The organism is Brevibacterium aurantiacum, assembly GCF_900169065.1.
Taxonomy (GTDB): Bacteria; Actinomycetota; Actinomycetes; order Actinomycetales; family Brevibacteriaceae; genus Brevibacterium; species Brevibacterium aurantiacum.
Genome location: NZ_FXZB01000008.1, coordinates 1 through 26,985, shown reverse-complemented (window position 1 = coordinate 26,985; position 26,985 = coordinate 1). Strand labels below are relative to the sequence as shown.

Sequence of the window (26,985 nt, the reverse complement as noted above, 5' to 3'; positions counted from 1 at the left end):
CCTTCTGCTCCGGGTCATTTGCATGTACGACCTGCGAAGTGGGGGGGGGCCACCCCGGACCCTGCAGCGCAGTGTCCGCAGGGTCCGGGAGCAGCACAGCGGACTAGACCTGTTTGTCAGCGGTCGGTGACGTCGTGCATCGCCTCAGTCGGGACAACCAGGACCGGCCCTTCAGCGTTGTTGATGACACCGCGTGATATTGAACCCAGCAGAGCGCTCTTGACTGCGCCGCGACCGCGAGTGCCGATGGCCGTGAGAGCAGACGAACGCGTCTTGGCGGCGATCAGGGAGATCGGCTCACCAACGGCGACCTCGGCCGTGATGTCCACGGACGGGTGCAGCTCCTGGAGCCAGGAGAGTTCGGCCTCGATCGACTCCTCAAGTTCACTCCGGCGCGTTTTGGTGCTGGACTCGTCGACGTAGAGCTCAGGGTACCAATACACCCATTCATCAATCAGGGGCATGGCGGCGAAGATATGCAACTTGCCGCTGCGGTGTTCGGCCTGCTGTGCCGACGTGAGCAGGACCATGCGACTCTGCTCGGATCCATCGATCGCAGCGACGACAGGGGAGTCGGTCGTTCCGTGGGTGAAGCGCTCGGCGCCTTGGGCCTCGACCGGCTGATAGCCACTGGGCACCACGACGGTGGGGCAATGGGCATGGGCGGGCAGTGCCGCCGCGACCGATCCCAGAATCCGCCCGACGAAGCCTCCCCGACCGCGGGCTCCTACGACGACCAGCTTCGCCCGAGCCGAAAGTTCGACGAGGGCGCCGGTGGCGTCTCCCTGCGTGGTCACGAATTCTGCTTTTCCCGGGTATTCCCTGAGGGATTCGCGTGCCTCGCTAAGAGTCTTCTCGGCGAGTTCCCGTCTGAACTGGTCCTCGGGTTGGGCCGGAAGTGATGCCATGTTGGGATAGATCATCAGCGGGACGCTGAATGCGGTGACGACCGTGAGCCCGATACCGCGGCTCAAAGCCTCCACAGCTGCGAAGTGAAGTGCAGATTGTGCGTGTTCGGAGCCATCGAATCCGACCATGACATCGAGGTCTCGCTCTGCGGAATCGAAGGGTGTGGTGATTGGAGCCGTGCCAGCGCTGCTATTCATTGCAATCCTCTCATCGGAGTTTCCCTGATCACGACGAACGCGAAAGCCGTGTTGATGACGATCGAATTCGCTACTACAACCATAGCAACAATTCTACAGAACGTAGAATAACGTGTCGTCCCATCTTCCGCGGCGAGAATCCGGGCGAACTACCGGTCGAGGGGCGGCTCCGCGTCACTGGTCTGAGGAAGCACTCAACTGTATGGTCGGCCTCCACCTCTGACGTCTCAGGCAGGAAGTCCGATCGACATCAGCAGCTTGCCGCGGAGTCGGAGTTCGTATACTGCCTCGGTCATCTCACAACCCCAGCACCCGCACCGCGGTGTCCTTCATGATCAGCGGCACGGCTTCCTCCTTGATACCTAGTTCCTCGAAGTCCTTGATCCAACGCTCGGGAGTGATGAGCGGGAAGTCGGAGCCGAAGAGTGTCTTGGTCTTGAGCATGGAGCCGATGGCGCGGGTCAGCTGTGGTGGGAAGTACTTCGGCGACCACCCGGAGAGATCGATGAACACGTTGGACTTGTGCGTGGCGATCGAGATCGAGGCATCGGCCCACGGCACGGACGGGTGCGCGAGGATCATCGTCAGCGTGGGGAAGTCCGCTGCCACGTCGTCGAGGAGCATCGGGTCCGAGTACCGCAGTTTGATTCCGCGTCCGCCGGGGAGTCCTGCTCCGATTCCGGTCTGTCCGGTGTGGAAGAGCGTGACCAGTCCGTGTTCGGCGCAGGCTTCGTAGATCGGGTAGTAGGTGCGATCGCTGGGATCGAATCCCTGCAGGCTGGGGTGAAACTTCATGCCCCTGACTCCGTAGTTCGTCGCCAGATCGTGGACCCGGGCAATCGCCTCGGCGGTGTTGAGGGGATCGACGGAACCGAAGGGGATGAGGACGTCGTTGTGCTCGGCGGCCTTCTCCGCGATCATCTCCGACGAGACCGGAGGGTGATCTCCCAGCGCCGTTCTGGCGTCGACCGTGAAGATCACGGCCGCCATGTTCCGCTCCCGGTAGTAGGCGGCGAGGTCGTCGACCGTGGGCGTGCGGGGGACCGGTGCCTTGAAATACCCCGCCGAGGCGTCGAGGAGTTCGCGATCGAGCGAGGTGTGTTGGTGGGCATCGGCTTCGACATGTGTGTGCACGTCGATCGCGGTGATCTTCGAGAGGTCGATATTGGGTTGGTAGATCATGAGTGTCCTTCCGGAAACGGGATTGTCAGCATCGTAGCCGTGGGTGAGGGACGCTGTACCTCAGTGCCCAGGAACTGGCTCTAGGGAAGCTCCCCGTACTTGCGCTTGAGGGCGATGAGTTCAAGCAGCATCTCGTCGCGTTGCTTGGCGATGAGCACAGGATCCTTGCCCTCGAGCTCATCGTCGACCCCGGCGACCAGCTTGTCAGTCAACTCCTCGCCGAGGTGGACCTGCCCCAAGTCACGCATCCACACTTCCTGTGGTGGTCCCAGGTGCTCGAGCACGTGCCGCATCCCGCCCTGTCCGCCGGACAGTCCCTGCTGCACGAGGGGACCGAGAATCGCCCAGCGCAGACCGGGCCCATAGGAGATCGCCGTATCGATGTCCTCGACAGAGACCATGCCGCGGTCGACAAGCGAATACGCTTCCTGCCACAGGGCCGCCTGCAGGCGGTTCGTGACATGACCGGGCAGTTCGGCACGGACGAGGATCGGCTTCTTCCCGATCGACCGGTAGATCTCGAGCCCACGCTTGACCACCTCGGCGGGAGTCGCCGGTGTCGGCACGAGCTCGACGAGGGGAACCAGGTGAGCCGGGTTGAACGGGTGCCCGACGACGATCCGTTCGGGATGATTGGTCGCTTTGGTCGCCAGCTCGCTCGGCGCGAACCCGGAGGTCGACGATGCGATGATCGCGGAAGCGGGCACTGCGGAGTCGGTTTCGGCGAGCATGGACTGCTTGATGTCGAGACGCTCGGGACCGTTCTCCTGCACGAAATCAGCATCGCCGACCGACTCGGCCAATGATCCTGCGAAGTGCAGACGCTCCATCGCCGAGGTGATGTCACCTTCTCCGGTCACTTCGAGGTTTCCCTCGACTTGGGACCGCAATCGCGCTTCGGCACCGTCTGCTGGGTCGAAGGCCGTGACCGTGTGCCCGGCAGTGAGGAATCCCGTCGCCCACGCGGCCCCGATGACACCGGTACCGAGGATCGCGACCTTGAGAGTTGTACTCATGCCTCCACCTTCGCCTTTCGTGCCTGTGCATACTCCACGTACTCATCGAGCGACCACGGATCCTGCAAGGCCCCGGTGCTCGCCACTGACTCGGCGGTCGCACCCTGAACGATGCGTTTGACCGGGACCTCGAGCTTCTTGCCCGTGCGACCCAGTGGAATCCGTGTGACCGGCACGACCTCGTCCGGCGTATGCCTGGGGGACAGCCGTGACTTCAGCTCAGTCCTAATCCGATCCGACAGTCCGTCAGAGAATGACATCCCGTCCTCGGTTTGGACGAAAAGGACGAGCTCGCCCATCCCACCATCGGGATCCTCGAGGTGGATGACCAGGGCATCGGCTACCTCGGCGAAGGTGTCGAGCACCGAGTAGAAGTCCGCGGTGCCCAAGCGCACCCCGCCGCGGTTGAGGGTGGCGTCGGAGCGGCCGGTGACGACGACACCGCCGCCGGTGGTGAACTTCGCCCAGTCCCCGTGGCGCCAGATGCTGGGGTACTTGTCGAAGTACGCTGCCTCATACCGGGCGTCACCGTTCTCGCCCCAGAAGGTTACGGGCATGGACGGGGTGGGCTGGGTGATGACGAGTTCGCCCAGATCATCGACCACTTCGTTTCCGGAGGCGTCGAAGGCGGAAGCGGCGAAGCCGAGGGAGACTCCCGACATTTCGCCCGAGTACACCGGTGTCAGTGGGGAAGCCTGGAGGATGCCGGTACACACATCGGTACCGCCGCAGCCCACATTGAGCAGCACATCGTCACCGAACTGCTCGTACACCCATTCGTACCCCTCGGCGGGCAGTGGTGCACCGGCGGCGCCGAACTGGGAGACCGCGGACAGGTCGAATTCCTCGGTGGGGTTGAACCCAGCCTTGCGGGCAGACATGATCGCTCCAGGTGCCACACCCATGAGTGTGGCTTTGGTGTTCGCAGCGATGCGCCAGAGTTCCTTGGGATCCGGAAAGTTGGGGTTGCCGTCGATCATGACGATCGAGGACCCGACGACCAACCCGCCGATGAGAGCGTTCCACATCATCCACGCGGTCGTGGAGAACCAGCAGAACTGGCTGCCCGGTCCCAGATCGAAGTGCAGGCTGTGATTCTTCAGCGTCTCGAGGAGGATGCCGCCGTGGCTGTGCACGATGGCCTTCGGCCTGCCGGTGGTTCCGGAGGAGAAGAGGATGAATAGCGGGTGGTCGAAGGGTACCGGTTCGAACTCCAATTCCGCCGAGGGGGCCCCGCCGGCCGTACCCGCCGAGGTTGCCCCGAGCCCCGCATAGTCAACGACGTCGATCGCGTGGTCGAGGCCGGCACCGTTCGTGAACTGTTCGCGTGTGTCGTCATCGAGGGTGAAGTCCCCATAGTCGAGGGAGACGAGGTGGGTCAGTGTGGGGAGTGCTGCGAGGACCTCGGTGAGTTCGCCTGTGCGGTCGACGGCCTTGTTGCCGTACATGTAGCCGCTGATTGCCAGCAGCACGGTGGGTTCGACCTGGCTGAAGCGGTCGATGACGGATTGGGTGCCGAACTCTGGTGCGCAGCTGGCCCAGATCGCTCCGAGACTGGCCGCGGCAAGGAACGCGACGAGGGCCTCGGGCTGATTGGGCAGATAGCCGACGACTCGGTCACCCTTCTTCACTCCCAGGTCGATGAGACCGGCGCGGACTCGGGCGACCTCGCGGCGGAGCTCGGCGTAGGTGAGTGTGAAGTCCTCACGAGTCTGGGACACCGCGGTCACGGCCACCTCGTCGGCCTGTTCGGGCGCACCCAGGGAGTGCTCGGCGTAATTGAGCGTTGCTCCGGTGAACCAGCGAGCGTGCGGCATGACCCGTTCCTCGAGCACCGAGGTGTACGGGCTGTGGGACTTCACGTCAAAGTACTCCCAGACGGATTCCCAGAAGTCTTCGATATCGGTGATCGACCAGGCGTAGAGATCGTCCCAGCCATCAAACGAGTAGCCGAACTTGGCATTGACCCAGGTGAGGAAGGCACCGATGCTGCTGGTCTCGATGGCGTCGGTGGGAACGTCGCGGATGACTTTTGGCATGTCGGAGCTCCTCACTTGTTGACCTTGGGGCCGGAGCCGTCGAGGAAGGCGCGCATGAGGTCCTTGGCCTCGGTGCTCGACTGGGCGACGGAGGCCATGAGGGACTCCATCATGTAGCCCTCATCTCGCCCGGATTCGACGATGCGCGGCAGTGTCTGGGTGATCGCGTAGTTCGTCACCGGGGAATTCGAGGCGATCGAGGCCGCGAGTTCCTTGGCCTTGTCCAGGCCTTCGCCGACTGGTACACGGTAGTTGACGAGCCCGATCGCTTCGGCCTCGGCGGCATCGAACTTACGCCCGGTGAGCATCATGTCCTGCACACGGCTGAGTCCGATGAGTCGGGGGACGCGCACCGAAGCGCCGCCGCCGACGAAGAGACCGCGCTTGCCCTCGGGCAGGGCGAAGTAGGCGCTCTCTTCGGCCACGCGCAGGTGGGCGGCAGTGGCGAGTTCGAGTCCACCGCCGATGACCCCGCCCTGGAGGACAGCGACGACGGGGATTTCGGATTCGGTGATCATGCTCATCGTCTTGTGCCAACCGCGCGAATGGTGGAGGCCGGCCACGGCGTCGCGTTCGGCCATTTCGGACAGGTCGAGGCCGGCGCAGAAGTGATCGCCGACGGTTGTCAGCACGATCGCCGAGACCTCTGGCGGGGTGCGGAAGAACTCGCCCAGGGCGGCCACCGTGGCATCGTCAAGGGCGTTGCGTTTGGCCGGGCGATCGAGGGTGAGGATGCCGATGCTGCCTTCGGTGGTGAAGCGCAGAGCCTCGGAGATCTCGAGCGTGGTCGGCTGTGAGGAGACGTCCGTGAGGTGGGAAGCAGGGGAGTTGGTCATGCGTGGTCCTTCGATGGTGCGGTTGGTGCTGGCTTGCCGGTGGTTGAGGGAGAAGATTCTGTGGAGTGGGCGCCGAGGCCGCCGGTGGTGCGCAGAGAGACCTTGTGGACCTTCCCGGAGCCGGTGCGGGGGAGTTCGTCGACGAGGTCGAAGTACTTCGGCACCTTGTATTTGGCCAGGCGGGTGAGCAGGAACTCGCGCAGTTCTTCTCCGGTCAGGGGCGAAGCTGCAGAGTCGGCTCCGGCATCAGCGCCAGCCCCGGTCTCAGGTACAGTCACGATGACGAAGGCGTGGCCCACCTCGCCCCACCGTTCATCGGCGGCCGCGACGACAGCGGCCTCGGCCACGGCAGGGTGGTCGAAAAGGGCGGATTCCACCTCGGCGGGATAGACGTTCTCCCCGCCGGAGATGAACATGTCCTTGAGCCGGTCGACGATGAAGAGGAACCCCTCGGCGTCGAGATAGCCGATGTCGCCGGTGTGGAACCAACCGCCGGGCGAGAACGCCGCATCGGTCGCGGCCTGGTTGTTCCAGTAGCCGCTGGTGACATTGGGCCCGCGGACGACGATCTCGCCCTTGACTCCGGCTTCGCAGTCGTTGCCGGCCAGGTCACGGACGCGCACCTCGGTGAAGGGCACGGCCCGGCCTGCCGATCCTGCCTTGTCCAACGCGTTCGCAGCAGGCAGGAACGTGCATCCGGGGGAGGTTTCGGTGAGTCCGTAGCCCTGGCAGAACATGATGTCCTTGGCCTGGAATGCCTCGATGAGTGAGACGGGGATCGGTGCGCCACCGGAGTTGACGAATCGCAGAGAGGACAGGTCGGCGGTGTTCCACCTCGGTGATTGGAGCATGTCGGAGAACATGGTCGTCACCCCGGCCATCCACGTCAGACCTTCGTGCTCGATGGCGTCGAAGGCGCGGTTCACGTCCCACTTGGATTCGATGAGCATGTGCGCCCCGCGCAGGTAGCTGGTCATCACCTGCTGGTCGAGGCCGATGACGTGGAAGAGGGGAGCGGTGACCAGCGTGACGTCGTTGGCGGTGAGGTCCGAGTTGAGCAGAAGGTTGAAGGAATTCCACAGCAGATTCGCGTGTGAGAGCACCGCACCCTTGGGCCGCCCCGTCGTTCCGGACGTGAAGAGCAGAAACGCCGGTTCGTCACCGGTGACCTCAGCCGCAGGCACCACCGGCACGCTCGCCGAGGTGGCTGTGTCCTCCCAGCGCACCGGTTTCTGCGCGACGGCGTCGCTGAGTTGCTCGGCGGTCTCAGACATCTCGGGGGCGACGTACAGTCGGGCCACCTCGGCGAGGGTGAGCTGATAGTCCAGTTCGGCCGGGGCCAGCCGCCAGTTCAGCGGGATGAAGATCGCTCCCAGGCGCAGGCAGGCGAGGAGGACTTCAATGAGCGCTGGGTGGTTGGGGCCGAGGTAGGCCACCCGGTCGCCTCGGCCAATGCCACGTGAGTGGAGGTCGGCGGCCCGGGATAGTGTGCGTTCGTGCATCTGGACGTAGGAGTAGTCGATGCCGGCGAAGGTGATCGCAGTCTTCTCGCCGTAGTCGGTGGCCTGGCGTTCGGAGAGCCTGGCCAGGCTGGGGTGGGTGAAGGTCACTGAGTCGGTCCTTCCATTGCTGCTGGTGGGGTGTCGGTCGTCGGTGCAGTACCGGTGGCAGCCGGTGTCTCGGCGAAGCGCTGTTCGGACAAGGTCCGTGACTTCGTCTCACCGAGTCGCCAGATGCAGAGGATGCTGATGGCGGCCACGACGAGGAGAACGATGGACAGCGGAATGGTCGACGGTGATCCGGTGGAGCTCATGATCGCGGCGAAGAGGACGGGCGAGATGCCCGCGCCGATGCCGGCGATCTGATAGCCGAGTGAGGCACCGGTGTAGCGGTGCTCGGTGTCGAAGAGCTCCGAGTAGAGACCGGCCAGCGGGCCGTAGATCATCGGGTGGATGATGCCTTGGCCGACGACCATGCCGATGGTGATGATGATGCCGTTCTTCGTCTCCAGCAGGGGGAAGAGGGCGAAGCCCCAGACGGCGATGAACACGGCCCCGGCGATGACGAGGGGCCTGCGTCCGATCGTGTCGGAGAGGCGGGACCAGCCGATGATGCCGAAGATCGCGAAGAAGGAGGAGAAGGACAGAGCGTTGAGAACCGTCTGCCGTTCGATGCCGATCTGCACGCCGTAGGCGATGGAATAGGTGGTGAGCAGTCCCTGGAACATGAAGGCGGACAGGCCCACGCCCACTGCGAGCAGCAGTGTCAGCGGCTGCTTGCGCAGAGTGGCGAGGATCGGGATGCCAGCCTTGGGCGTGCGCTTCTTCGCTGCGAGGAACTCTGGTGACTCATCGACAGCGGAGCGGACGATGACGCCGATGACCAGCAGGAGGACCGAGGCGAGGAACGGCAGTCGCCAACCCCAGGCGATGAAGGCGTCGGGGCCCATGGCTGCGAGGGTACCGGCGATGACGAGCGCGGAGACGAGCTGGCCGGTGGGTGCCCCGGCGCTGGTGAAGCTGGCCCAGAAGCCGCGGTTGGACGTGGAGTGTTCGGCGGACATGAGCATGGCCCCGCCCCATTCGCCGCCGATGGCCACGCCTTGGATGACGCGGATGAGGATGAGAAGGACGGGGGCGATGAGCCCCGCCTGGTCGTAGGTGGGCAGCAAGCCGATTGCGGTCGACGCGATGCCGATGGTGAACATGCTGACGATGAGCATGCGCTTGCGGCCCAGCTTGTCGCCGAAGTGGCCGAAGATGATGCCGCCCAGGGGCCGGGCCAGGTAGCCGGTGGCGAAGGTAGCCAGGCTGGCCAGGGTGCCGATGGCCGGGGTGAGGTTGGAGAAGAAGACGTCCTTGAAGACGAGTGCTGCGCAGACGGAGTAGACGAAGAAGTCGTAGTACTCGATGACACTGCCCAGGTACGCCGAGGCGGCTGCTCGTTTGAGCATCGGTGTCGATTTGGTCTGTGTGGATTTCGCGGAAGCCATGTGATCCTCGCTGATTGTGTGGCTTGGCTGTGGGTGGCTCGTCGTTCTGTGCGGTGTCCTGTGCCGGGAAGGGGGCCGATCGCCGCTGACCGAACCGTTTCCAATACTATGCAATATTATGTTGTGACGTCAATGAAATGCGATTAATAGATGGTTCGGAGCGACGTAGAGACCGTAAAGTAGAGGCATGACGGTTCACCCGCAGTCACTCTTCTTCGCGCTCGCCGGCCTGCACATGCTTGATGACCCCAGGCCGCTGAGCGGGGCCTCGATCGTGTTCGTCATGGGCAGGCTGGGTGTGGGGGAGTCGGCGGCCAGGTCCGTGCTGCAGCGGATGGCGGCGAAGAACTTCATCGTGCGACACAAAGAGGGCCGCAAGACCTTCTACACGCTCTCCGATCGCGGACGGGCGATTCTGCGCGAGGGTCAGGAGAAGATGTTCGCCGGCTGGCAGCCCCAGGATTGGGACGGCCGATGGACCTTTGTGCGCATCCAGGTGCCCGAGTCGAAGAGGACACTGCGCCACCAGATGGCGTCGAGGCTGTCGTGGGCTGGTTTCGCTCAGGTGGATGGCGGCCCTTGGGTGGCTCCCGGGCCGCATGATGTTGCCACGATACTGGGGCCGGAGCAGTCGGTGATCTCTCCGATTGTCGTCTATGGCGAGCCTCAGCCCCCGACGTCCGAAGAGATGCTGGCAGGCGCTTTCGACCTGGCGGAGTTGGCCGCCGACTATGAGTCGTTCGGCGAGAAGTGGCGAGCTGTTGATCCGGATTCACTGTCGCCGGTTGACGCGCTGGTCAAGCGAGTCGAGCTCCACTTGGATTGGCTGGCTCTTGCGCGTACGGACCCGCAGCTGCCAGCGACGTTGTTGCCGAAGGGATGGCCGGGGGCCGCGCAGAGTATTTCGTTTCGAGAGCTTGATGCTGAGTTGGGCACTCGGGAAGTTCATGCAGTGTCGGGTTTTTTCGCGGGAGATCTGAATGAACTCTATTCATTTTTGTGACAAGAATCACGTGTTGAGGGAGTATTGAAGACTACGCACGTGACCGAATATTCATGAGAGGTGCTAGCGATAGTAACGGTTGTATAACCATCGGAGTAGTTGAGGTTCCTTGGAAAATATCTGTGTTTCCTGGAGGGTATTCTGATAGAAAATTGAACTTTCTAGTACCGAGGTAGCATGAGCCAGAACTTTGACCCCAACAGCCGTCCGTCGCAGAGCCCAGCCCAGGGGCAGTCCCAGGCTCCTCAGTATCAAGAGCCCGCCATGCAGGCCAACGGCCAACCGCAGTACAGCGGTGGCCCGCAGTACAGCGGTGCCGATGCGTACGGCGTCAACGGACAGCAGGCTGGTGGAAACTTCGCGCAGCCGCCAAAGAAGCGTCAGAAAAACGTGATGGGTATCGTAGCGTTTATAATCGCTATTGTCGGGTTCATCTTCGGATGCATCCCGGGCGCACTTATTATGGGATGGATTCTTCTTCCAATTGCGTTCCTTTTGGCAATCATTTCGTTTTTTCTTAAGGGCGGAAAAGGATTCTCCATTTCGGCATTGATTTTGTCGGTCGTTGGAACCATCGTGGCGATTCTTGTGTTCTTCTTTGTGGTTGCTTCCTCGGTCGACGATGCTTTCAGCGATGATGTGTCAGCGGAGGCCCCGGCTGAAGAAGTCGTGGACGAGGCCGGCGATGCAGAGGAAGCTGGAGCCGAAGAAGGTACCCGAGAGAACCCATACGCTGTCGGAACCAAGATCAGCAGCGAAAACTGGGACATGACGATTACGAACGTCACCTTGGATGCCACCGACGAAGTCCTTGCAGAGAGCGAGCTCAACGAGACGCCAGATTCCGGCAACCAGTACATGATGATCGACGTCGAAATGACATATACAGGCGACGCACCCGACGGGGAAATGCCGATGGCCACCTTTGAATACGTTTCAGCTGGCGGCAATACTTTTGATGGCCTCGACGACATGGTGGTAGCGCCGAACGCGCTCGACACGTTGGAGAACATGTACAACGGTGCATCGACTTCCGGGTCCATTGCCATCCAGATTCCATCAGAAGACGCCGAAGCCGGTGTGCTGGCAGTCAACCCTGACATGCTCGCTGACAAGGTCTATGTCGCAGTGAAATAGGAACCGCCGGAAGCGGTCTGCCGACGTTGACCTACCCTGCAATATGATTCCCCGTTGTGACGCCCCTCTGTCTTCGGTTCGTTGCACTTGACGTGCAACATTCGGTATGAGGAGGGGTTTCATCGGGGTCTACGGCATGTGCGCGCTCCAAACAGATGAGGCCTGAGTCACTGGCCGCATACCGGCCCTCTTCGCCCCTCACTCAATAGTGGCGTCGCGCATCGCCATGAGGTCCGCCCGCGCCAGTGATGTCAGCAACGCAGGATCACCCAGATCGAGCTCCTGGGCCTCCAGCGAGTAGGAGACGTTCTTGAGCATCGACTTAGCCCGTGCAGTCGGCTGTGTCGTGGCCCCAGCGGCCAACATCATCGTCTGAATCGTGCGCTGGCGAACCTCGGCGATGAACCACCGGTTGTTCTTTCCCGCGATCCAGCACAGAGCGGCGATCGCCGGCGGGTGGGCGAAGCCCCGGCGGAATGCTGCAGGGTTCGTCCGAGCTGTGAGATTCAGGATCCGCAGTACGGCAGTCGTCATCTCCGGATCTCGGAAATGGGCGTCGGCGAAGCGGGCCAGGTCGGCGGCCAGCGCCTGAACTTGAGGGAGCACCTTCGGGCTGATGCCGCCGGTGCTGAAGTCCTCGGCGGGCAGCGGCTCCTCATCGAGGGAGGCGAGGTTCTCCTCACCGCCTGCCCGCAGTCGAAGTTCTTCCCTCCAGAGTTTGGCGTCCTCCGCAGTGATCGCCCGAGGATCGAATCCTCGACCGGAGTTCGGATCGAGCCCCATTGTGCTGAGCTGTTCGATCAGCCCTTCTGGCAGTTCGACATCCGATGGCAGGCCCAGAAGGTCTGCGAGCCCAGAGGCGGGGGCCCCGGATGCGCTGGAACCCTCGGATACGCGGCGGCGATACTCGGGGAGAGCTTCATCAATCGCCTCGAGGGCCGAGGTTGTGAACTCCGGCGAGGTGCCTGAGCGCTCATTGGCGAATCGAACCACTGCGGCAAGGACTGTGGGCATGCTGAGCATGAACTCGTCATCTGCGAGGACCTTGCGCGGGTAGAGATCGCCCATGATCATATTGACAGCGGTCGCGCCCCATTTGAGTGGCTCGCCGGACCCGTGGGTGAGCTGAAAATCGAAGAGACGTTCAGCGTGCATCGCGGCATCGGATCGGATCTCCTGTGCCCAGGACGAAGCGAGGAAATCGGTGACCAGAGAGCCGATCTCGTCTTCCGTCCATTCGTGGGGTTCCTCAACCTCTCCGCCGTCAGGCAGGAGCCGCAGCATCCAGGCCAGGAGCAGTCGCACCGAGGGCCAGGTGTCGGTTTCCGTGGGTGGCATCATGTGGTCGCCGTGATCGACGAATTCCTCGATCTGGGCGCGCGCATTCGCCAGCGTCAGTTCGATGTGATCGGAGGGCATCTGCGGATTGTCCGCGGCCAGTCGCTGGATCGAATCGATGGTGTCGTCGATCGGATAGCAGTCCTCGAGGTAGGGGATGCCCAGCCGGGTCACTGCCACAGCCATCGTGACAGGCTGCCCTGAGAGCGAGAATTCGACGAACAGTGTCTCTTCGTGGCCGAGCTCGTGGCGCAGTGAAGCAGCGGCGACAGGTGACACTGAATCAAGGCTGCGCAGCCACTCCGGTAGTGACTGTGACCTGGAATCGACGGCACGGTGGATGCGTCGTCGCAACAATGGGTCGTCGAACATGGCGGCCCAGATGAGCAGGAGCGCGTCGGTCTCTGGCGCCGCTGATTCCATCATCGCCGAGGTGAGGGTAAGGAACTGCTCCGAGAGCGGGCTCGACTCGACTTTGGGAGGCATCGAGAATGGTGATGAACCATCGTCCTCGTCGACATTGGCGGCGTACCCCATGGAGCTCGCGGCCAGAAGCAGCGGGACAGGACTCGGATCGGCAAGGACAGCCGAGAGTTCGGCGAGAAGGTCGGGTTCGTCGCTCGGTGGCTCCGGTGGCTGTGAAGGCATGCTCCCACGCTATTGCATCAGAGGCTGACATGCATCGGATTCGATGAGCTCGCCGCGCATGTGATTGTTACTCTGAACGGGTGGTGGCCAAGAAATTCGATCGTACGCAGTTCTTCCGCACAACCTCGGGCTTCGACCGTGACGACCTGGAGAAGATGCTCTGGACTCTCTACTGGCGCGGCGACGCCCGGACGCGAGAACGGGTCGAGGAGCTCATCGACCCGTCTCAGGTGACCGTCACGGCCCCTGCGCCGCCATCGGCCGAAGTGGTTCGCAGGAACGTCAAGGAGTTCGCTGCTCTGGCTCGTGCCGGAGCATATCTTGCACGAGATCGTCGGGTCTCGCCCAAGGAGCGCACGCGGTGGCGGTTCACCTACAAGGACCACTTCGCACAATCGTTCGCGGCTCTGTCGGCCGGAACCGGTGAAGAGATTCGCCCTGCCGTCGAGGCGGTGAGCACACTCATCACTCTGGCCTGCGAAACCGAAGGGTTCGACTACTTCCGCTCCGAGGACCCGATCGAAGCATCGAAGGTCGTGATCTCAGAGATGGTCGACCAACTGTGGACTGGTATAGGCCGGGCTCTGGGCCCGGAGGAGCTGTGCCGACTCTCGGCCGTTCAGATCGTTCACTGGGAACGCAAATACGGGTGGACTCGTTTCGGATTCGGCCGAACGTCAGAAAAGGAATCGACGTTGGCCGAGGTGCTGCCTCGTCACCTGCTGACCCCTGACATGTGGAGCAGCTTCACCGAGCACTACATTCATGAACTCGACACGGTGGCGGGCAAGAAGTCACCGAGCTACGGCACGGTCTCCGCACGGACCGATGCCTTGGAGCCGCTCAACAAGTCACTCATCGAACGTCTGCACGCGTCAGGGGCAGATGATCGCATCGCTGCACTGCTGGACAATCGGGGTCTGACTGCGAACGGCAGAAAGAGAATGCGGGGCTATCAGCGGGCGCTCGATTCCAACTGAATCTGCCATCCGCAATGGTCTTCAGTCGCGTCGAATTCGCCCTGAGAAGGCTCGGCGAGCTTCTTTGACCAATCGTCGCCGTCAACCCGATCGCCCTTCTACGAACTCCACTGCTCAACGAAGAGAGTTCAGCATGCCGTTGCGCTGAGGTGCCGTTGCCCCCGCAATGTTCGTTATTGTCGAAGTCGGTAGATCGAGGCGGACCAGCAACAGGTTCGGATTCCTATCCAGGAGGAGGTGAGGCCCGTGTGTAGTTTGAGGCCCGTGTGTAGTTCTTGTATTGAGCCGATAGCATCACTTTATGGACCTAGCGCAAACTCAGGCAAGGATACGAGAATTCATGTCGGCGAGAGACTGGAACCAGTTCCATTCGGCCGAGAACTTGGCGAAGTCGATCAGCATTGAAGCTGGGGAGTTGCTGGAGTCGTTCCAGTGGAACTCGGAGTTCGACCACGAGTCCACGAAATTCGAGCTTGCAGACGTCTTGACCTATTGCCTGCTGCTCGCTGACAAGCTTGATGTGGATCCTCTCAACATTGTGGAGGAGAAGTTGGACATCACTGAGCAGAAGTATCCGGTTGAGAAGTCACGAGGGACATCGAAGAAGTATGACCAACTTTGATATCCACAAGGTCGATTTCAGTCTGGTCGAAATCGAGCTCGCCCGTCGCCTTGGTCACGAACTCGGCGGTTTCGGTAGCAATTGGCCAGTTGTCTACACCATCGCCGACAGCGACAACGTCTACGTTGGCGAGACCCTCAACGCCGTCAATCGGATGAACCAGCATAAGGCGAATCCTGAACGCCAGGATCTGACTACGCTCCGCGTGATCTATAACGAGCAATTCAACAAATCCGTATGTCTGGACCTTGAGTCCTACCTGATCCGGCTGATTTCTGGGGAAGGACGCTTCAGCCTGCTCAATCGCAATGTCGGGATCGTCGACTCGAACTATTACGACCGAGCTCACTACCGAGAGCAATTCGAGCTCATCTTCGAACGGCTCAAAGACGAAGGCTTGTTCGAGGCTGAACTCGAGGAGATTCAGAACTCTGATCTCTTTAAGCTCTCGCCCTTCAAAGCACTGACGCCGGACCAGGAAATTGCCGTTGGTCAGATCATGGAGGCGATTACCACGTCTCTCCACTCTGACCCGTCCAGCCTTGAGCTGATTGTCAAAGGTGACCCGGGTACCGGCAAGACTGTTGTTGCGATCTATATCCTCAAGATGCTGTCAGACATTCAGAGCTCCAGTGACTTGGAAGATCCTGTCAGCGACGAGCGATTCACCAAGTTCTACACCGAACGCAACAGAGACCTCCTCGGAGGCATCAAGGTCGCCTTAGTAGTTCCTCAGCAATCGCTTCGCGAGACGGTCGAACGAGTTTTCAGACGGACCCCTGGCCTGGAAAGGGTACAAGTGTTGACCCCCTTTGGCATCGCAGAGTCCCAGGATCGCTTTGACCTGACATTGGTCGATGAGTCACATCGGCTTGGAATGCGTTCCAACCAACCTGCAGCGATGCTCAACAAGAGATTCAGTGCGGCCAATGAACGGCTTTTCGGCAACGATGGTTTGCATCTTACTCAACTCGATTGGATCAAGGCGAAGTCAGACAAAGTCGTGCTGTTTGTCGATCCTTTTCAAACCGTCAAACCCGGCGACCTGCCCACATCCACAGTTCTTGAACTGGTTGAGTCCGCCAAGAAGCGGGAGAACTACATCGAAATCATCAGCCAGATCCGAGTGTTGGCCGGCGACAAGTACATCCCCTTCGTGAAGGAGTTGCTGCGAGGGCAAGCTGACGAATCGCCAGACTTCGGAGAGTACGAGTTCGAACTCTTCGACGACCTGGGTTCGATGATCAGCACTATCAAACAGAAGGATGAAGAGCACGGTCTGTCTCGGGCTATTGCTGGCTATGCCTGGCCCTGGAACAGCAAGGGTCCGAAGAATCGACACAAGATCGACATCGATGAAGATGGCGTCAAACTCCAGTGGAACGGTGTCGTCAAGGACTGGATCAACAGCCCGGGTTCCGTGAGCGAGGTCGGCTCAATCCACACAGTCCAGGGATATGACCTCAATTATGCCGGCGTGATCATCGGCCGGGATCTGCGGATGGATCCATCCGATGGGGCGGTGTACTTCGACTGATCCAACTACTACGACAAAAAGGGCAAGGAGAACAACAAGAAGCTCGGGATCACGTACACGGACGAAGACATCCTTCAATATGTACAGAACATCTACTCAGTGCTCATGACTCGCGGCATCCGTGGCACCTACTTGTACGTGTGCGACGAGACCTTGAGAGAGTACATGCGAAGCAAAATTCGAACGTGCTGATCAGGCTGTCTTCCACTGTCTGGCGAGGGCGAATTCAATCAGCGCCTGAACCCGCATTGCCATTGCAGTTTGCGAGGGCCAGATCACCTCAACCCCAACTGGCTCCACCGCAGGCTCAATCTCCTTCACCACCAGTGAATATCCTTCGTAGCTCGAGGTGTTGTTCAACCGCTGCACCAGAACTCCATACCCCAGCCCTCGCCCGACCAGCGTCCTCACCACCTCGTAGCTCGTCGTCCTGTGCCGGATTGTCGGCCGCAGGCCGCGACCATGGAACATGCTAAGGGTGTGCTGACTCGATGGGGGAGAGTCGAGGAGAATCATGTCGCGATCAACCAAGTCCTCCAGGCGAACCGTGTCCCGTGAGGCGAACGGATCGTCGGCTGCCAAGATGACGTGTGCTGGCTGCGCGAAGAGCTGAGCATGGTTTGGTGTTCCCGGGATGAGCGTCTCGTAGACGAAAGCGACGTCGATCTCACCCGACTCCAGTTTCCCGGCCAGCTTGTCCTGCGTCGTCTCGACGATCTCCAGGCTCACCCGTGGGTGCTGCTCACCGAACTCGGCGAGGAGGACCGGCAGGATCATCGGAGCCAGGGTCGGGTAGCACCCGATCGTGATCGGTCCGGCGAGTTCGTCGTCCGTGGTCTTGAGGTCACGTTCCAGCTCATTCGCCTCGTTGATGAGGTTCCTCGCCTGTGCTGCGACCTGTTTGCCCGCTGCGGTGAGGACCAGCCCCTGAGCCTTCTTCCGGATGCACAGCTGAGAACCCATCTGGTGCTCGAGCGCCGTGATCGAGTCAGAGATCGCCGAGGACGACACGTGCAGCTCGGCCGCGGCGGCAGAGATCGTGCCCAATCGGGCCGCAGTAATGAGATACGAGAGTTGGCGTAGAGAGAAGTTCGGGACCTGGTCAATGTACATATTCGCTTTTCCGGACTAGTTGTCAGATTAATTCCGCTTTTCCTTTGATCGTACCCGTTGCAGACTGGACTGTGAACGCGATCACATCATCGAACGATCGCATCGACAGGACAATCTCGAGGATGAGGGGAGACGACGATGACTTCTCAACTGCACGCGGACACCCACCAAGGGGCCGCCTCGGCGCCGGTCGCCGATTGGGTGACGATTCCGGAACTCTACGACGATCCGTTCCCGATCTACGAACGACTCCGCGCCGAAGGCGGCGTCCACTGGGTGCCCGCAGTCAACCGCTACCTCATCACCAGCTACGACGCCGTCAGCGCCACCGAACACGATCAGGAGATCTTCTCCGCAGATGAAGAGGGCTCCCTGCAGATACGCGCCATGGGCCACTCGATGCTCCGCCGCGACGACCCCGAACATTACGAACAGCGTCGAGCCTGGCAGCCGGTTCTCAAACCTGGCTATGTCAAACGCGTGTGGACGAGCATGTACCGCGAGGTCGCCGAGGACCTTCTGGGCAAGCTCATCGACAAAGGCCCTGGCGCCGACCTCATCTGGGATTTCGCCGCACCTTATGCCGCAGAGACCCTGCGTCGCATGCTGGGCCTCTACAACGCCGAGCAATCCGACCTCCAGCGCTGGTCGCAGACGATGATCGACGCCACCGGCAACTATGCCGATGATCCGGACGTCTGGGCGAAGGGGAAGCGGTCCTTCGATGAGGTCGATGCGGCACTTGACGAGATGCTCGAATACCACCTGACACACCGCGATGACTCGCTCATCTCTAGGCTCCTGTCCATGCCCGGCGAAGCGATGCCGATCGAACAGATCCGCGCGAACATCAAGATGACCATCGGCGGGGGACTCAACGAACCCCGTGACGCCCTGGGTGTGGCAGCCTTGGCCATGTTCGACCACCCCGAACAGCGCACCGCCGCCATCGCCAACCCCGGCCTGTGGCCGACCGTGTTCGAGGAGACCATCCGCTGGATCGCCCCCATCGGCATGTACTCCCGCCAGACCACCCAGGACACCGTGCTCGCCGGCACCCACCTGCCCGCCGGCGCGAAGCTGGGCATCTGCGTGCTCTCGGCCAACCGGGACGAAACCATCTGGGACCGGGCCGATCAGTTCGACATCCACCGCGAGGCCAAACCCCACCTGGCCTTCAGCAAGGGCGTCCACGTGTGCCTGGGCAACTGGGCCGCCCGTGCCGAAATCGCCGAGGTGGCCCTGCCACTGCTTTTCAACAGCCTCGACGGTCTCGCCATCGATGAGACCCGGGAAACCCGCGTAGGCGGCTGGGTCTTCCGCGGAATGCTCAACCTCCCCGTCACCTGGTCCAAGGCCAGCGCCACACCCAATTACGGGGTCGCGGTCAGTGGGGGAGCCGCCTCGGCGGGAGATGCCCCATCCTCCGAGGGCACAGGACCGAAAGTTGCGGTCATCGGTGCCGGACCGGCCGGCTGCTTCAGCGCGAAGGAGATTCTGCGCCAGGTGCCCGGGTCCACCGCCGACGTCTACGACCGGTTGCCCGTGCCCTACGGACTGCTGCGCTACGGCGTCGCCGCCGACCACCAGGGCACCAAATCCGTCGCCGCACAATTCGACCGCCTCTTCGCCGATACCCGGGCGAGGTTCATCGGCAACACCGATCTGGGCAGCGACGTGACCATGGACGAACTCAAAGCCAACTACGACGCAGTGGTCCTCGCAAGCGGTCTCAACCACGACCGTCTCCTCGACATCCCCGGAACCAAGCTCAACCACGTCTACCGAGCCGGCACCATCACCCGACTGCTCAACGGCCACCCCGACGAAGCGGAGACAGGTGCTTCCGAAGTAGCGCCGATGGTGCTCGGATCGCGAGTGGCCGTCGTCGGGCAGGGCAACGTCGCCATCGACATCCTCCGCCTGCTCACCTGCCGGTCGGAGACGCTGGAGGGCAGCGACATCGATGACCTCATCCACGGATCCCTGCGCAGCGACATCGCCCGCATCGACATCATCGGCCGCTCCGAACCGAGTGCTGCGAAGTTCGACCCCGTCATGATCCGTGAGCTCGCCCGCGTGCCGGGGCTGACCCATGTGCTCCACGGGGTCGACCTTGACGCGGTTCCCGTCGGCAAGGACGCGAAGCTCGACGCGCTGCGCGGTCTGCTCGACCCGGAGAGTCGGGTGGGTGCTGCCTCGGATCAGGGCGATGCCTCGGCGAAGGAGATCGAGCTGCACTGGTGGTTCGCGAGCAGCCCGGAGCATATCACCGGGTCTTCTGTCGGCGGTGCTTCGTCGTCGGAATCGGCCGGTGCTGTCGGCGGCCTCGACTTCACTCACGACGGTGAGGCGGTCCACCTCGACGTGGACTCGGTCATCACCGCCATCGGCTTCGTCCGCGACCCGATGTCGGTCGCGAAGCAGGGCATCTGCCCGGTCTCACCCATCCCCGCAGACGGGAAGATCAGCGACGGCCTCTTCGCCATCGGCTGGCTCAAGGGCAACGGCCGCGGCACCATCCCTGACCAGCGCACTGACGCTCGCACGTTGGCCGCGACGATTGCTGCCGAGGTGGCCGCCGGGTCGATCTCGACCGGTGCGGCAGGCATCGACCCGCATGAGAACGCCACCGACTTCAACGGGTGGCGTCGGATCGACCTCAAGGAGCGCCTCGGCGCTGGTGCCGGACGATGCCGCGCGAAGATCAGGACTCGCTCGGAGCTGCTGGACGCCGCACGGGACGCCAGTCTCGACGAGCAGATCACGGTCGCCTCGGGGAGTGCTGCGAAGGAACTGGCGCCGGGAGTGCCGGTGACCATCCTCTTCGGCACGGAATCAGGCAACGCAGAACTCGTCGCAGAGGAACTCGGCAAGTTCCTGGGGGAGCGTTCGGACCTGGAGATCTCCGACCTGGCAACGATATCTCCGGGGGACCTGGACCCGGAGCGGTTCTACCTGCTCGTGAGTTCGACGTATGGGGACGGTGACGTTCCGAGCTCGGCCACACGATTCCACGGCGAGCTGAAAGAGACGGACGTCGACCTCGGGGGAGTGAGGTTCGCCGTGTTCGGGATGGGCGATGCCAGTTACACGAAGACGTACTCGCGCGGCAGCGAGCTCCTCACCGAAGCGCTCGAGGCTCGCGGCGCCACCCGGGTGGGCGAATACGGTCGCCACGACGCCGGAGGACCCGTGCCCGCATCGGAGGCCGCCAGCGAATGGGCTCAAGGGGTGCTGACGAACCTGACCACGGAGCTCTCACCTGCCTGACCGACTGCACTGACATCAACTCATCACGACTGAACAAGGACGTTCTCATGACTGCCACACACGAAATGACGCCGCCGACGCAGAAGAGGAATCAGCGGAGGGTCGCGTTCGCCTCTCTTATCGGGACGACGATCGAATGGTACGACTACTTCACGTACTCGACCGCGGCCGCGCTTGTCTTCGCACAGCTGTACTTCGCACTTGCCGGGGAAGGCGTCGGACAGCTGCTCGCGTTCGCGACGATCGGCATCTCCTTCCTGTTCCGACCGGTCGGGGCGTTCCTGTCAGGTCACTTCGGCGACAAACTGGGGCGGCGTTTCATCCTCGTCGTCACGCTGGTGACGATGGGAGTGGCCACGGCGCTCATCGGCCTCATCCCCACGTACGAGACGATCGGTGTGACCGCGCCAGTTCTCCTCATTCTGCTGCGTATCCTCCAGGGGCTCTCGGCTGGTGGCGAATGGGGCGGTGCGGCACTGCTCGCCGTCGAACATGCTGACTCGGATAAGCGCGGGCGGGCCGGATCGTATCCGCAGCTGGGAGTGCCGCTGGGCATGCTGCTGTCCTCAGGCGTCATCGCGCTGATGACCGGTGTCATCTCGCCAGGAGAAGCGTTCGTGGAGTGGGGCTGGAGGGTTCCGTTCCTGCTCTCGGTCGTGCTGATCGGCGTCGGCTACTGGGTGCGCCGGTCGGTGGAGGACACCCCCGTGTTCAAGGAGATCCAGGTCGAGTCCGCGAAACGCAAGGCCCCGATCCTGGTGCTATTCAAGAGGCATCTGCCGTTGGTGATCGTCGCTGCCCTGATCTTTGCCGGCAACAACGCCAGCGGGTACATGACCACCGGCGGCTTCGTCACGAAGTACGCGACGACCGATGGAGTGGGATTCTCACAGACCGATGTGCTGCTGGCGATCACCTTCGGATCGTTCGTGTGGCTGGTGTCGACGGCTGTCTCGGGCTATTTGGCCGACCGGATCGGGCGGGTTCGCACCTACGTGTGTGGCTTCGTCATTCTCATTGCCACGGCGTTCCCACTGTTCTGGCTCATCGACACAGGTTCGCTCGGCTTGATGTATCTGGCACTGGGCATCTTCTCGATCGGTCTGGGGCTGTCGTACGGTCCGCAGGCGGCGCTCTACGTGGAGCTGTTCCCGGCCTCGATCCGGTTCAGCGGTGTCGCGATCTCCTATGCGCTAGGTGCCGTGATCGGCGGGGCGTTCGCACCGACGATTGCGCAGGCTCTGCTGCAGGCGACGGGTACGACGGCGTCGGTGTCGATCTACCTCGTAGGGATGTCCGTGATCTCGCTGGTCGCTGTGTCCCTGGTGAAGGATCGGAAGGGGATTGATCTGTCCGTGGGGAATGAGGCGGAGCAGACTCGTGGGGTTTGGCGGGGTGGGCGTCGGTAAGTTCTCCCTGGATACTCTAGCTTTGCACACACCTGAAACTCTGACTGTTGCTAATAAAATTGTCGAGCGCGATTCGCGCCGTTGCGGATCTCGTCTGCCAGCGCGGTGATCTCCTTATTGACCTGTTCTGGAGACCCTGTGAGGTCGATTGATCGAAGGACAAGTCTCTTCCCAGCATTTGTCACTGTCACGGTTCGACGTTCGCTGTCGCCCTGACGCCGGCAATAGATCAGCATGCCTTCGGGCAAGCCAATTGCGGTCGTGTAGGCGAGTAGCTGGTAATAGTCGTTGCTTCTGCCGCGGGCGTTCTCAGCCAATTTGTATTTAATATCGCCTACGTACCGAGCTCGACCTGCGCTGTCGCGAAATTCGAGGTCCGGTCTCATTGTGACCTGTTGCCCTGCATCTAGGTGGACTATCGGTTCGTCCACGACATCAACTTTGCCACGGAGTGTTCTGCGTAGACGTTCGGTCAGAAACCGCTGGAACAGGTCGTTCATATCGACCATGAACGACGACGCGGACGTCGAACCGCCTGCATCTGTGAGGGTGAGATTGGAAAGTATGAGGCGGGCTAATCCGAGCATTGGCTCATAGTGCTGATTCAATCGTGTGAAGTAGATGGAATCGACCATTTTTGCATTCACAGGTGAGTCGGACACTCCTTCTAGCGCCACGAGCTGTCGCATCAGTCGTTGCCGTTCGCCTGGATCCACCCTTGGCACGCGTAATGCAAGCCGTAAAGCTGCCCGAGTCACTCGATTCTCGACTATGTCCTCTGAAAAATCATCGAAGGTGCACGAGACGGGAGTCAGGACTCCTGCACGTTTGAACTGCTGGGACACATCGAGCCGACCTCGTAATGCGACCAGTGGCTCTTGTCGAGATTCGTAGGCTCTGAGGATTCCTCGCCCGAGAGTGGTCTCGACAGTCCTCGCAAAGAACGCAACCACTGACGGTAATAAGTCGGAAGTGCTGTCATAGGAAAAAGCTTCCTTCCTCCAGGCGTTCGGCGGCAGGCCGGGCTCTAAGAGAAGAAAGAGGTTCTCAGGATTGATCTTCGGGCGGATCAGGAGTTCCACTCCGTCTACCACAAGAGACCCGACATACGACGACGCAGTAACCTTCCACCTACCGTCGAGAGCAGGCACCACTTCGACATAACCAGTACTCTGGAGGCTCGCTGCCTGCTCGCGGCTCAGCTTCAAGTTGATTGAGCCGTATTCTGAAAGAATCGGCACGGTCTTCAGTCCTCTCGCTCGTCGCTGTCCTGAGTCTCGTCGATGGACTCCTCCGCCAGATACTTAAATCTGTTCCAGACTTTCGGGAATCGGAAGTACTCGATTTGAGTTGCATCACCGAAGAATTGGTCCTCAATGAAAGGCTCAATATCGTACTGCCAGATGCGGCGTACTGCCTCCTGATCAAGGGCGTGCTTCATGAAGTGGCTGGGCCCAAGTTGCAGGTGTGGGCCTCCTAGCGCGCGTTCTAACTCATCGTTTACCTGAGCAACGAGCTCACCTACCCAGGCTGGCTCACCCTCGCGTCTGAGCCAGCGGTCAAGGAGGTCCCTCATCGGTCCCTGGTTCGGAAAAAATGGAACAAAGTGGAACCGGCGGCGAAGAGCCGCATCGATTAGCGCGACAGATCGATCTGCGGTGTTCATCGTGCCGATGAACCAAATGTCCTTGGAGAGTTCGAACGGATCATCCGGCCGGTAGAGAGTGCGAACTGGAGTGTCCCTGTACTCAAGGAGGAATAGCAGCTCGCCGAGAACCTTGGGAAGATTGGCCCTGTTGATCTCATCGATGATCATCAGATGGCGCCGACCAGGTGCTTCATTTGAGCGGGCCGCAAGTTCCGCGAGCGGTCCCTTCTGTAAACGGTAAATCATCGTTCCGTTGGCATCTGTATCTGGGCGATAACCCTCGAAGAAGTCCTCGTACGAGGTCGATGGGTGGAACTGAACGATAGGTCGTCGCTCAGTATCGTTAACTAGTGTTTCAGCCAACTTGCGCGCGAAGTAGGTTTTTCCAGTTCCAGGTGGGCCATAGAACACGACCTGCTTCTTGTCCTCCAGGAGAGCTACAACATCGGCGACGAACTCACGATCGACTAGGAGCTCATCAGCTAGCTCATCTAGCGGGTCAACGTCAGGTTCAGTGACTGGTTCAACATCGCGTTCTGCAAGCCAGTAGAGGAAGACTCCGGCGGCCAACGGATCTCCAGGAAAATAGCGATCAAGATATGACCTTAGCGAATCGTTGGATTCGACTTGGCTCTGTCCTCGAGAGTCCGAATTTGGGGTAGGAAGATCTAATAGCTTAAGCATCTTCAATTTTCCCTTCGGGCCACCGTAGGGATAGACCGTAATGAACTGCTCAGGATGGGTGATCGCGAGAAGTTTCATTATGACTGATTCACCGAGCCCCCTGACGCGTAACACACTGTCCTCAAGGACCCTGTCGATGCGTTTCGCTGGTGGTTCATCACCCCAACATATGTATGAGAACGTTTCGATGATCCGACGATGTTCGGCGTCGTCTGCGTCACGAATGCTTGTGTTGAGTGTGGACATTGGGCCGGTGCTGCCGTAGCGTCCAGAATTCCAAATTCGACGTATATCTGTTGGGTCTGCGATCGCAAGTTCGTCGGGGTCTAGAAGCTTGGCGAAATCACGACGGTCAGCTTTGTCCTGTTCGTGCCCTGGAGTTGGGTAGCCAGTCGAGGAGACAAATTCTGCTACTTTATCGGTCAATTCGTGATCGATTTCGGCAGTCTCAACTTCGCCATTCAATTTGGCCATGAGGGGTGCCAATTCGTTCGCTGCTTTCAGGATCTCAGTCGGCAAATGCAGTGAAGCGAATTTGGTCCTGTCGAACCATCGGGCGTAAATGACTTCACCGGTGCCGCCACCGTAAAAGCCTACATCCTGGCCGTTGCGTGATGCGCCGCCTGCAAGGACTTCGTAGCCTGGTACCGGAAGGCTGTCGATCGTAGCTAGTGCCCTGTCGGTAGCCTGCGATTCTGCATCCGGATATGGTCTTAGACCAATCGCGACTCCACGACCGTTAAGCCATATACGAACTGCCAATCCATAGGCGCCGGGAACTCGCCAATCGACCCAGAAATCTCCACGCGGCCATGTTTCATCCCACTTCAGAGCGGGCTTTCGTGCCTTCAGGGTGCGACCGGTCGCTTCGGAAACGACTGACTCTAGAGACGATCCGATGTGCTGGGCGACGCCCACTAGTGCTCTTGCATTGACCAAGTAGAGCGCGGGGTCATCACTTTCTTTCTTTGCTCCCTCACGTAGTGCGGCGCGGTCGCAGAGAACCTCGTCAATAATCACGGGACGTTCATCAGCCCACCATCCCGCGACCTGTTCGAAACGAAGTGGGTCGCCATCAAGATTCATCGCGAATTGGTAGAGATCTGCATACCGATCGCCTTGGTCTTCGTAGTCGGAGATTCCGGTGCAGTACTCGACGTATTCTGTCGATTTGGGCCAGGCTACAGGCCAGCGCTTAGGGCCTTCCAATCCCCAGTAATACGACGCGACGAACGGAGCTCGCTTAGAGCTGGGGTGCGAACCAACTCGAATTGTCTGGAGATGATCGGCGAGGAGTCGGATCTTTCGCATAGCGTCGTTGAGGTCGGCAGGTATCGACAGGACATTGAGCAGTACGGTGACCGCTTCGTCTGGATCGGGAGACATCTTATTGATTTGGTTGACCGTCATCTGTCCTGCTGCTCCAGCGAAGCCAGAATCGAAGCTACGCACCCACCGATCAGTCCCTGCCTGGAACGCGCTGAGATCACGAGAGCGACGCAGAGATTCTAGAAACGGCTGGGCCTCGGTAGCATGCGGAGCAATTCGTCGGTCGCGCCACGACTCTTCGTCACCTCTGACTTCTGTGTTGAAGCGCGCGACGTGAGCTTGGTGCCAGCGGAGTCGGAAATCGCGCTCGCGGACTTCGAAGTCTTCGCGATCAGTCAGGGTGAGTCCCATAGAGTGGTGGCATTCCCACCAGGGACTTCACCCCCAAAAATGTGAAGAACCATCGTGGGATCCCGCTAGTAGTTCCGCCAAGAACCTCACGAAAGGCATCCCACGATGGCTGACCCCAATTCTGCCGTGTCGACCCTGATCAACCAAGTCCTGACCGACCCTGACCTCGCCCACTCCGACGTGTTTAGGCAAATGCTCCAAGCTGGCCTCCAGGACCTCATCGAAGCCGAAGCCACCGCCACGATCGGTGCCGCCCGCTACGAACGCAGCGAAGACCGTTCAACACGCCGTAACGGGTCGCGGAAGAAGACCCTGGCAACTCCCTCGGGAGAAGTCGACCTGGCGATCCCGAAGCTACGGAAAGGCTCGTTCTTCCCGTCCCTGCTCAATCCCCGTCGGCGGGTCGATAAGGCCCTCTACGCCGTCATCTGCCAGGCCTGGATCGACGGAGTCTCGACGAGGAAGGTCGATGACCTTGTGCGTGCTTTGGGCAACGAGTCCGGGATCTCTCGGTCGACGGTGTCGCGGATCTGTGCCGACATCGACGAGGCAGTGGCCGAGTTCCTGGCCCGTCGACTCGATCACACGTGGTTTCCCTACCTCTTCGTCGACGCCACCTATGTCGATGTCCGCCACCGGGGTCGTGTCGTGTCTCAGGCCGTGGCTGTGGTCACGGGTGTCTCATCACAGGGCAGGCGGGAGATCCTGACCATGAGTGTCGGAGATGCCGAGTCCACGGACT

Annotated in this window: 17 protein-coding genes and 2 pseudogenes; 8 read left to right on the top strand and 11 right to left on the bottom strand. The window is 60.9% G+C overall.

Annotated features, from left to right (window positions below):
* Positions 1–116: 116 nt before the first annotated feature.
* The 7 genes from BAUR9175_RS06795 to BAUR9175_RS06765 form a co-directional block, all read right to left on the bottom strand.
* Entirely contained in the window at positions 117–1,106 is a 990-nt protein-coding gene (locus BAUR9175_RS06795) for a universal stress protein (protein ID WP_009884790.1), read from the bottom strand.
* 297 nt (positions 1,107–1,403) lie between these two features.
* The gene (locus BAUR9175_RS06790; RefSeq protein ID WP_009884791.1) at positions 1,404–2,288 is read right to left on the bottom strand and encodes a 4-hydroxyphenyl-beta-ketoacyl-CoA hydrolase; all 885 of its coding nucleotides are present in this window, start codon (positions 2,286–2,288) and stop codon (positions 1,404–1,406) included.
* An 80-nt stretch (positions 2,289–2,368) separates the two neighbouring features.
* Positions 2,369–3,304: a 3-hydroxyacyl-CoA dehydrogenase NAD-binding domain-containing protein gene (locus tag BAUR9175_RS06785; RefSeq protein ID WP_009884792.1), complete on the bottom strand. Its 936-nt coding sequence runs from the start codon at positions 3,302–3,304 to the stop codon at positions 2,369–2,371.
* A complete protein-coding gene (locus BAUR9175_RS06780) occupies positions 3,301–5,343 on the bottom strand; it encodes an acetoacetate--CoA ligase (protein ID WP_096158546.1) in 2,043 nt (680 codons plus the stop codon). The genes BAUR9175_RS06785 and BAUR9175_RS06780 overlap by 4 nt, the downstream gene beginning before the upstream one ends.
* A gap of 11 nt (positions 5,344–5,354) precedes the next feature.
* Complete coding sequence (locus BAUR9175_RS06775) at positions 5,355–6,179, bottom strand: crotonase/enoyl-CoA hydratase family protein (RefSeq protein ID WP_009884794.1); 825 nt, start codon at positions 6,177–6,179, stop codon at positions 5,355–5,357.
* Complete coding sequence (locus tag BAUR9175_RS06770) at positions 6,176–7,789, bottom strand: acyl-CoA synthetase (RefSeq protein WP_205676700.1); 1,614 nt, start codon at positions 7,787–7,789, stop codon at positions 6,176–6,178. The genes BAUR9175_RS06775 and BAUR9175_RS06770 overlap by 4 nt, the downstream gene beginning before the upstream one ends.
* Positions 7,786–9,171 (bottom strand): MFS transporter, encoded by a 1,386-nt coding sequence (locus BAUR9175_RS06765; RefSeq protein WP_009885445.1) that lies wholly within the window; start codon positions 9,169–9,171, stop codon positions 7,786–7,788. The genes BAUR9175_RS06770 and BAUR9175_RS06765 overlap by 4 nt, the downstream gene beginning before the upstream one ends.
* Positions 9,172–9,358: 187 nt before the next feature.
* Between BAUR9175_RS06765 and BAUR9175_RS06760 the strand changes: the two genes are divergently transcribed.
* Entirely contained in the window at positions 9,359–10,174 is an 816-nt protein-coding gene (locus tag BAUR9175_RS06760) for a PaaX family transcriptional regulator (protein ID WP_069599852.1), read from the top strand.
* A gap of 177 nt (positions 10,175–10,351) precedes the next feature.
* A complete protein-coding gene (locus BAUR9175_RS06755) occupies positions 10,352–11,311 on the top strand; it encodes a DUF4190 domain-containing protein (protein ID WP_226833507.1) in 960 nt (319 codons plus the stop codon).
* A 198-nt stretch (positions 11,312–11,509) separates the two neighbouring features.
* Here the strand turns inward: BAUR9175_RS06755 and BAUR9175_RS06750 are convergent, their stop codons facing one another.
* Positions 11,510–13,297: a hypothetical protein gene (locus BAUR9175_RS06750; protein WP_096158548.1), complete on the bottom strand. Its 1,788-nt coding sequence runs from the start codon at positions 13,295–13,297 to the stop codon at positions 11,510–11,512.
* 83 nt (positions 13,298–13,380) lie between these two features.
* On the opposite strand from BAUR9175_RS06750, the gene BAUR9175_RS06745 reads away from it, so the two are divergent.
* From BAUR9175_RS06745 to BAUR9175_RS06735, 3 genes and pseudogenes are all read left to right on the top strand, one after another.
* The gene (locus BAUR9175_RS06745) at positions 13,381–14,277 is read left to right on the top strand and encodes a hypothetical protein (protein WP_125187880.1); all 897 of its coding nucleotides are present in this window, start codon (positions 13,381–13,383) and stop codon (positions 14,275–14,277) included.
* A 340-nt stretch (positions 14,278–14,617) separates the two neighbouring features.
* Positions 14,618–14,899 (top strand): nucleotide pyrophosphohydrolase, encoded by a 282-nt coding sequence (locus tag BAUR9175_RS06740; protein WP_226829740.1) that lies wholly within the window; start codon positions 14,618–14,620, stop codon positions 14,897–14,899.
* A pseudogene (locus tag BAUR9175_RS06735) lies at positions 14,796–16,628 on the top strand (DNA/RNA helicase domain-containing protein). Before BAUR9175_RS06740 ends, BAUR9175_RS06735 begins: the two are co-directional and overlap by 104 nt.
* Here BAUR9175_RS06735 and BAUR9175_RS06730 read toward each other — a convergent pair.
* Complete coding sequence (locus BAUR9175_RS06730; protein WP_101583323.1) at positions 16,629–17,549, bottom strand: LysR family transcriptional regulator; 921 nt, start codon at positions 17,547–17,549, stop codon at positions 16,629–16,631. It lies immediately after the preceding pseudogene.
* A 138-nt stretch (positions 17,550–17,687) separates the two neighbouring features.
* Here BAUR9175_RS06730 and BAUR9175_RS06725 point away from each other — a divergent pair, with 138 nt between their 5' ends.
* Positions 17,688–20,822: a cytochrome P450 gene (locus tag BAUR9175_RS06725; RefSeq protein ID WP_101583322.1), complete on the top strand. Its 3,135-nt coding sequence runs from the start codon at positions 17,688–17,690 to the stop codon at positions 20,820–20,822.
* Positions 20,823–20,869: 47 nt separating this feature from the next.
* On the top strand, positions 20,870–22,231 hold the full coding sequence (locus BAUR9175_RS06720) for an MFS transporter (protein ID WP_101583374.1): 1,362 nt from the start codon (positions 20,870–20,872) through the stop codon (positions 22,229–22,231).
* Between the two features lie 50 nt (positions 22,232–22,281).
* Here the strand turns inward: BAUR9175_RS06720 and BAUR9175_RS06715 are convergent, their stop codons facing one another.
* Complete coding sequence (locus tag BAUR9175_RS06715; RefSeq protein ID WP_164513803.1) at positions 22,282–23,472, bottom strand: McrC family protein; 1,191 nt, start codon at positions 23,470–23,472, stop codon at positions 22,282–22,284.
* A 5-nt stretch (positions 23,473–23,477) separates the two neighbouring features.
* Positions 23,478–25,973 carry an McrB family protein gene (locus BAUR9175_RS06710; RefSeq protein WP_141322634.1) on the bottom strand — a complete coding sequence of 832 codons (2,496 nt, stop codon included), beginning with the start codon at positions 25,971–25,973 and terminating at the stop codon, positions 23,478–23,480.
* Positions 25,974–26,348: 375 nt separating this feature from the next.
* On the opposite strand from BAUR9175_RS06710, the pseudogene BAUR9175_RS06705 reads away from it, so the two are divergent.
* Positions 26,349–26,985 (top strand): annotated as a pseudogene (locus tag BAUR9175_RS06705) (IS256-like element ISBli2 family transposase); the annotation flags it as partial.

Bases quoted from the DNA above. Each gene is read 5' to 3' on its own strand.
- BAUR9175_RS06775 (WP_009884794.1), bottom strand. From the start codon at position 6,179: ATGACCAACTCCCCTGCTTCCCACCTCACGGACGTCTCCTCACAGCCG.
- BAUR9175_RS06710 (WP_141322634.1), bottom strand. From the start codon at position 25,973: ATGACGGTCAACCAAATCAATAAGATGTCTCCCGATCCAGACGAAGCG.
- BAUR9175_RS06785 (WP_009884792.1), bottom strand. From the start codon at position 3,304: ATGAGTACAACTCTCAAGGTCGCGATCCTCGGTACCGGTGTCATCGGG.
- BAUR9175_RS06720 (WP_101583374.1), top strand. From the start codon at position 20,870: ATGACTGCCACACACGAAATGACGCCGCCGACGCAGAAGAGGAATCAG.
- BAUR9175_RS06790 (WP_009884791.1), bottom strand. From the start codon at position 2,288: ATGATCTACCAACCCAATATCGACCTCTCGAAGATCACCGCGATCGAC.
- BAUR9175_RS06795 (WP_009884790.1), bottom strand. From the start codon at position 1,106: ATGAATAGCAGCGCTGGCACGGCTCCAATCACCACACCCTTCGATTCC.
- BAUR9175_RS06750 (WP_096158548.1), bottom strand. From the start codon at position 13,297: ATGCCTTCACAGCCACCGGAGCCACCGAGCGACGAACCCGACCTTCTC.
- BAUR9175_RS06755 (WP_226833507.1), top strand. From the start codon at position 10,352: ATGAGCCAGAACTTTGACCCCAACAGCCGTCCGTCGCAGAGCCCAGCC.
- BAUR9175_RS06725 (WP_101583322.1), top strand. From the start codon at position 17,688: ATGACTTCTCAACTGCACGCGGACACCCACCAAGGGGCCGCCTCGGCG.
- BAUR9175_RS06740 (WP_226829740.1), top strand. From the start codon at position 14,618: ATGTCGGCGAGAGACTGGAACCAGTTCCATTCGGCCGAGAACTTGGCG.
- BAUR9175_RS06760 (WP_069599852.1), top strand. From the start codon at position 9,359: ATGACGGTTCACCCGCAGTCACTCTTCTTCGCGCTCGCCGGCCTGCAC.
- BAUR9175_RS06780 (WP_096158546.1), bottom strand. From the start codon at position 5,343: ATGCCAAAAGTCATCCGCGACGTTCCCACCGACGCCATCGAGACCAGC.
- BAUR9175_RS06730 (WP_101583323.1), bottom strand. From the start codon at position 17,549: ATGTACATTGACCAGGTCCCGAACTTCTCTCTACGCCAACTCTCGTAT.
- BAUR9175_RS06765 (WP_009885445.1), bottom strand. From the start codon at position 9,171: ATGGCTTCCGCGAAATCCACACAGACCAAATCGACACCGATGCTCAAA.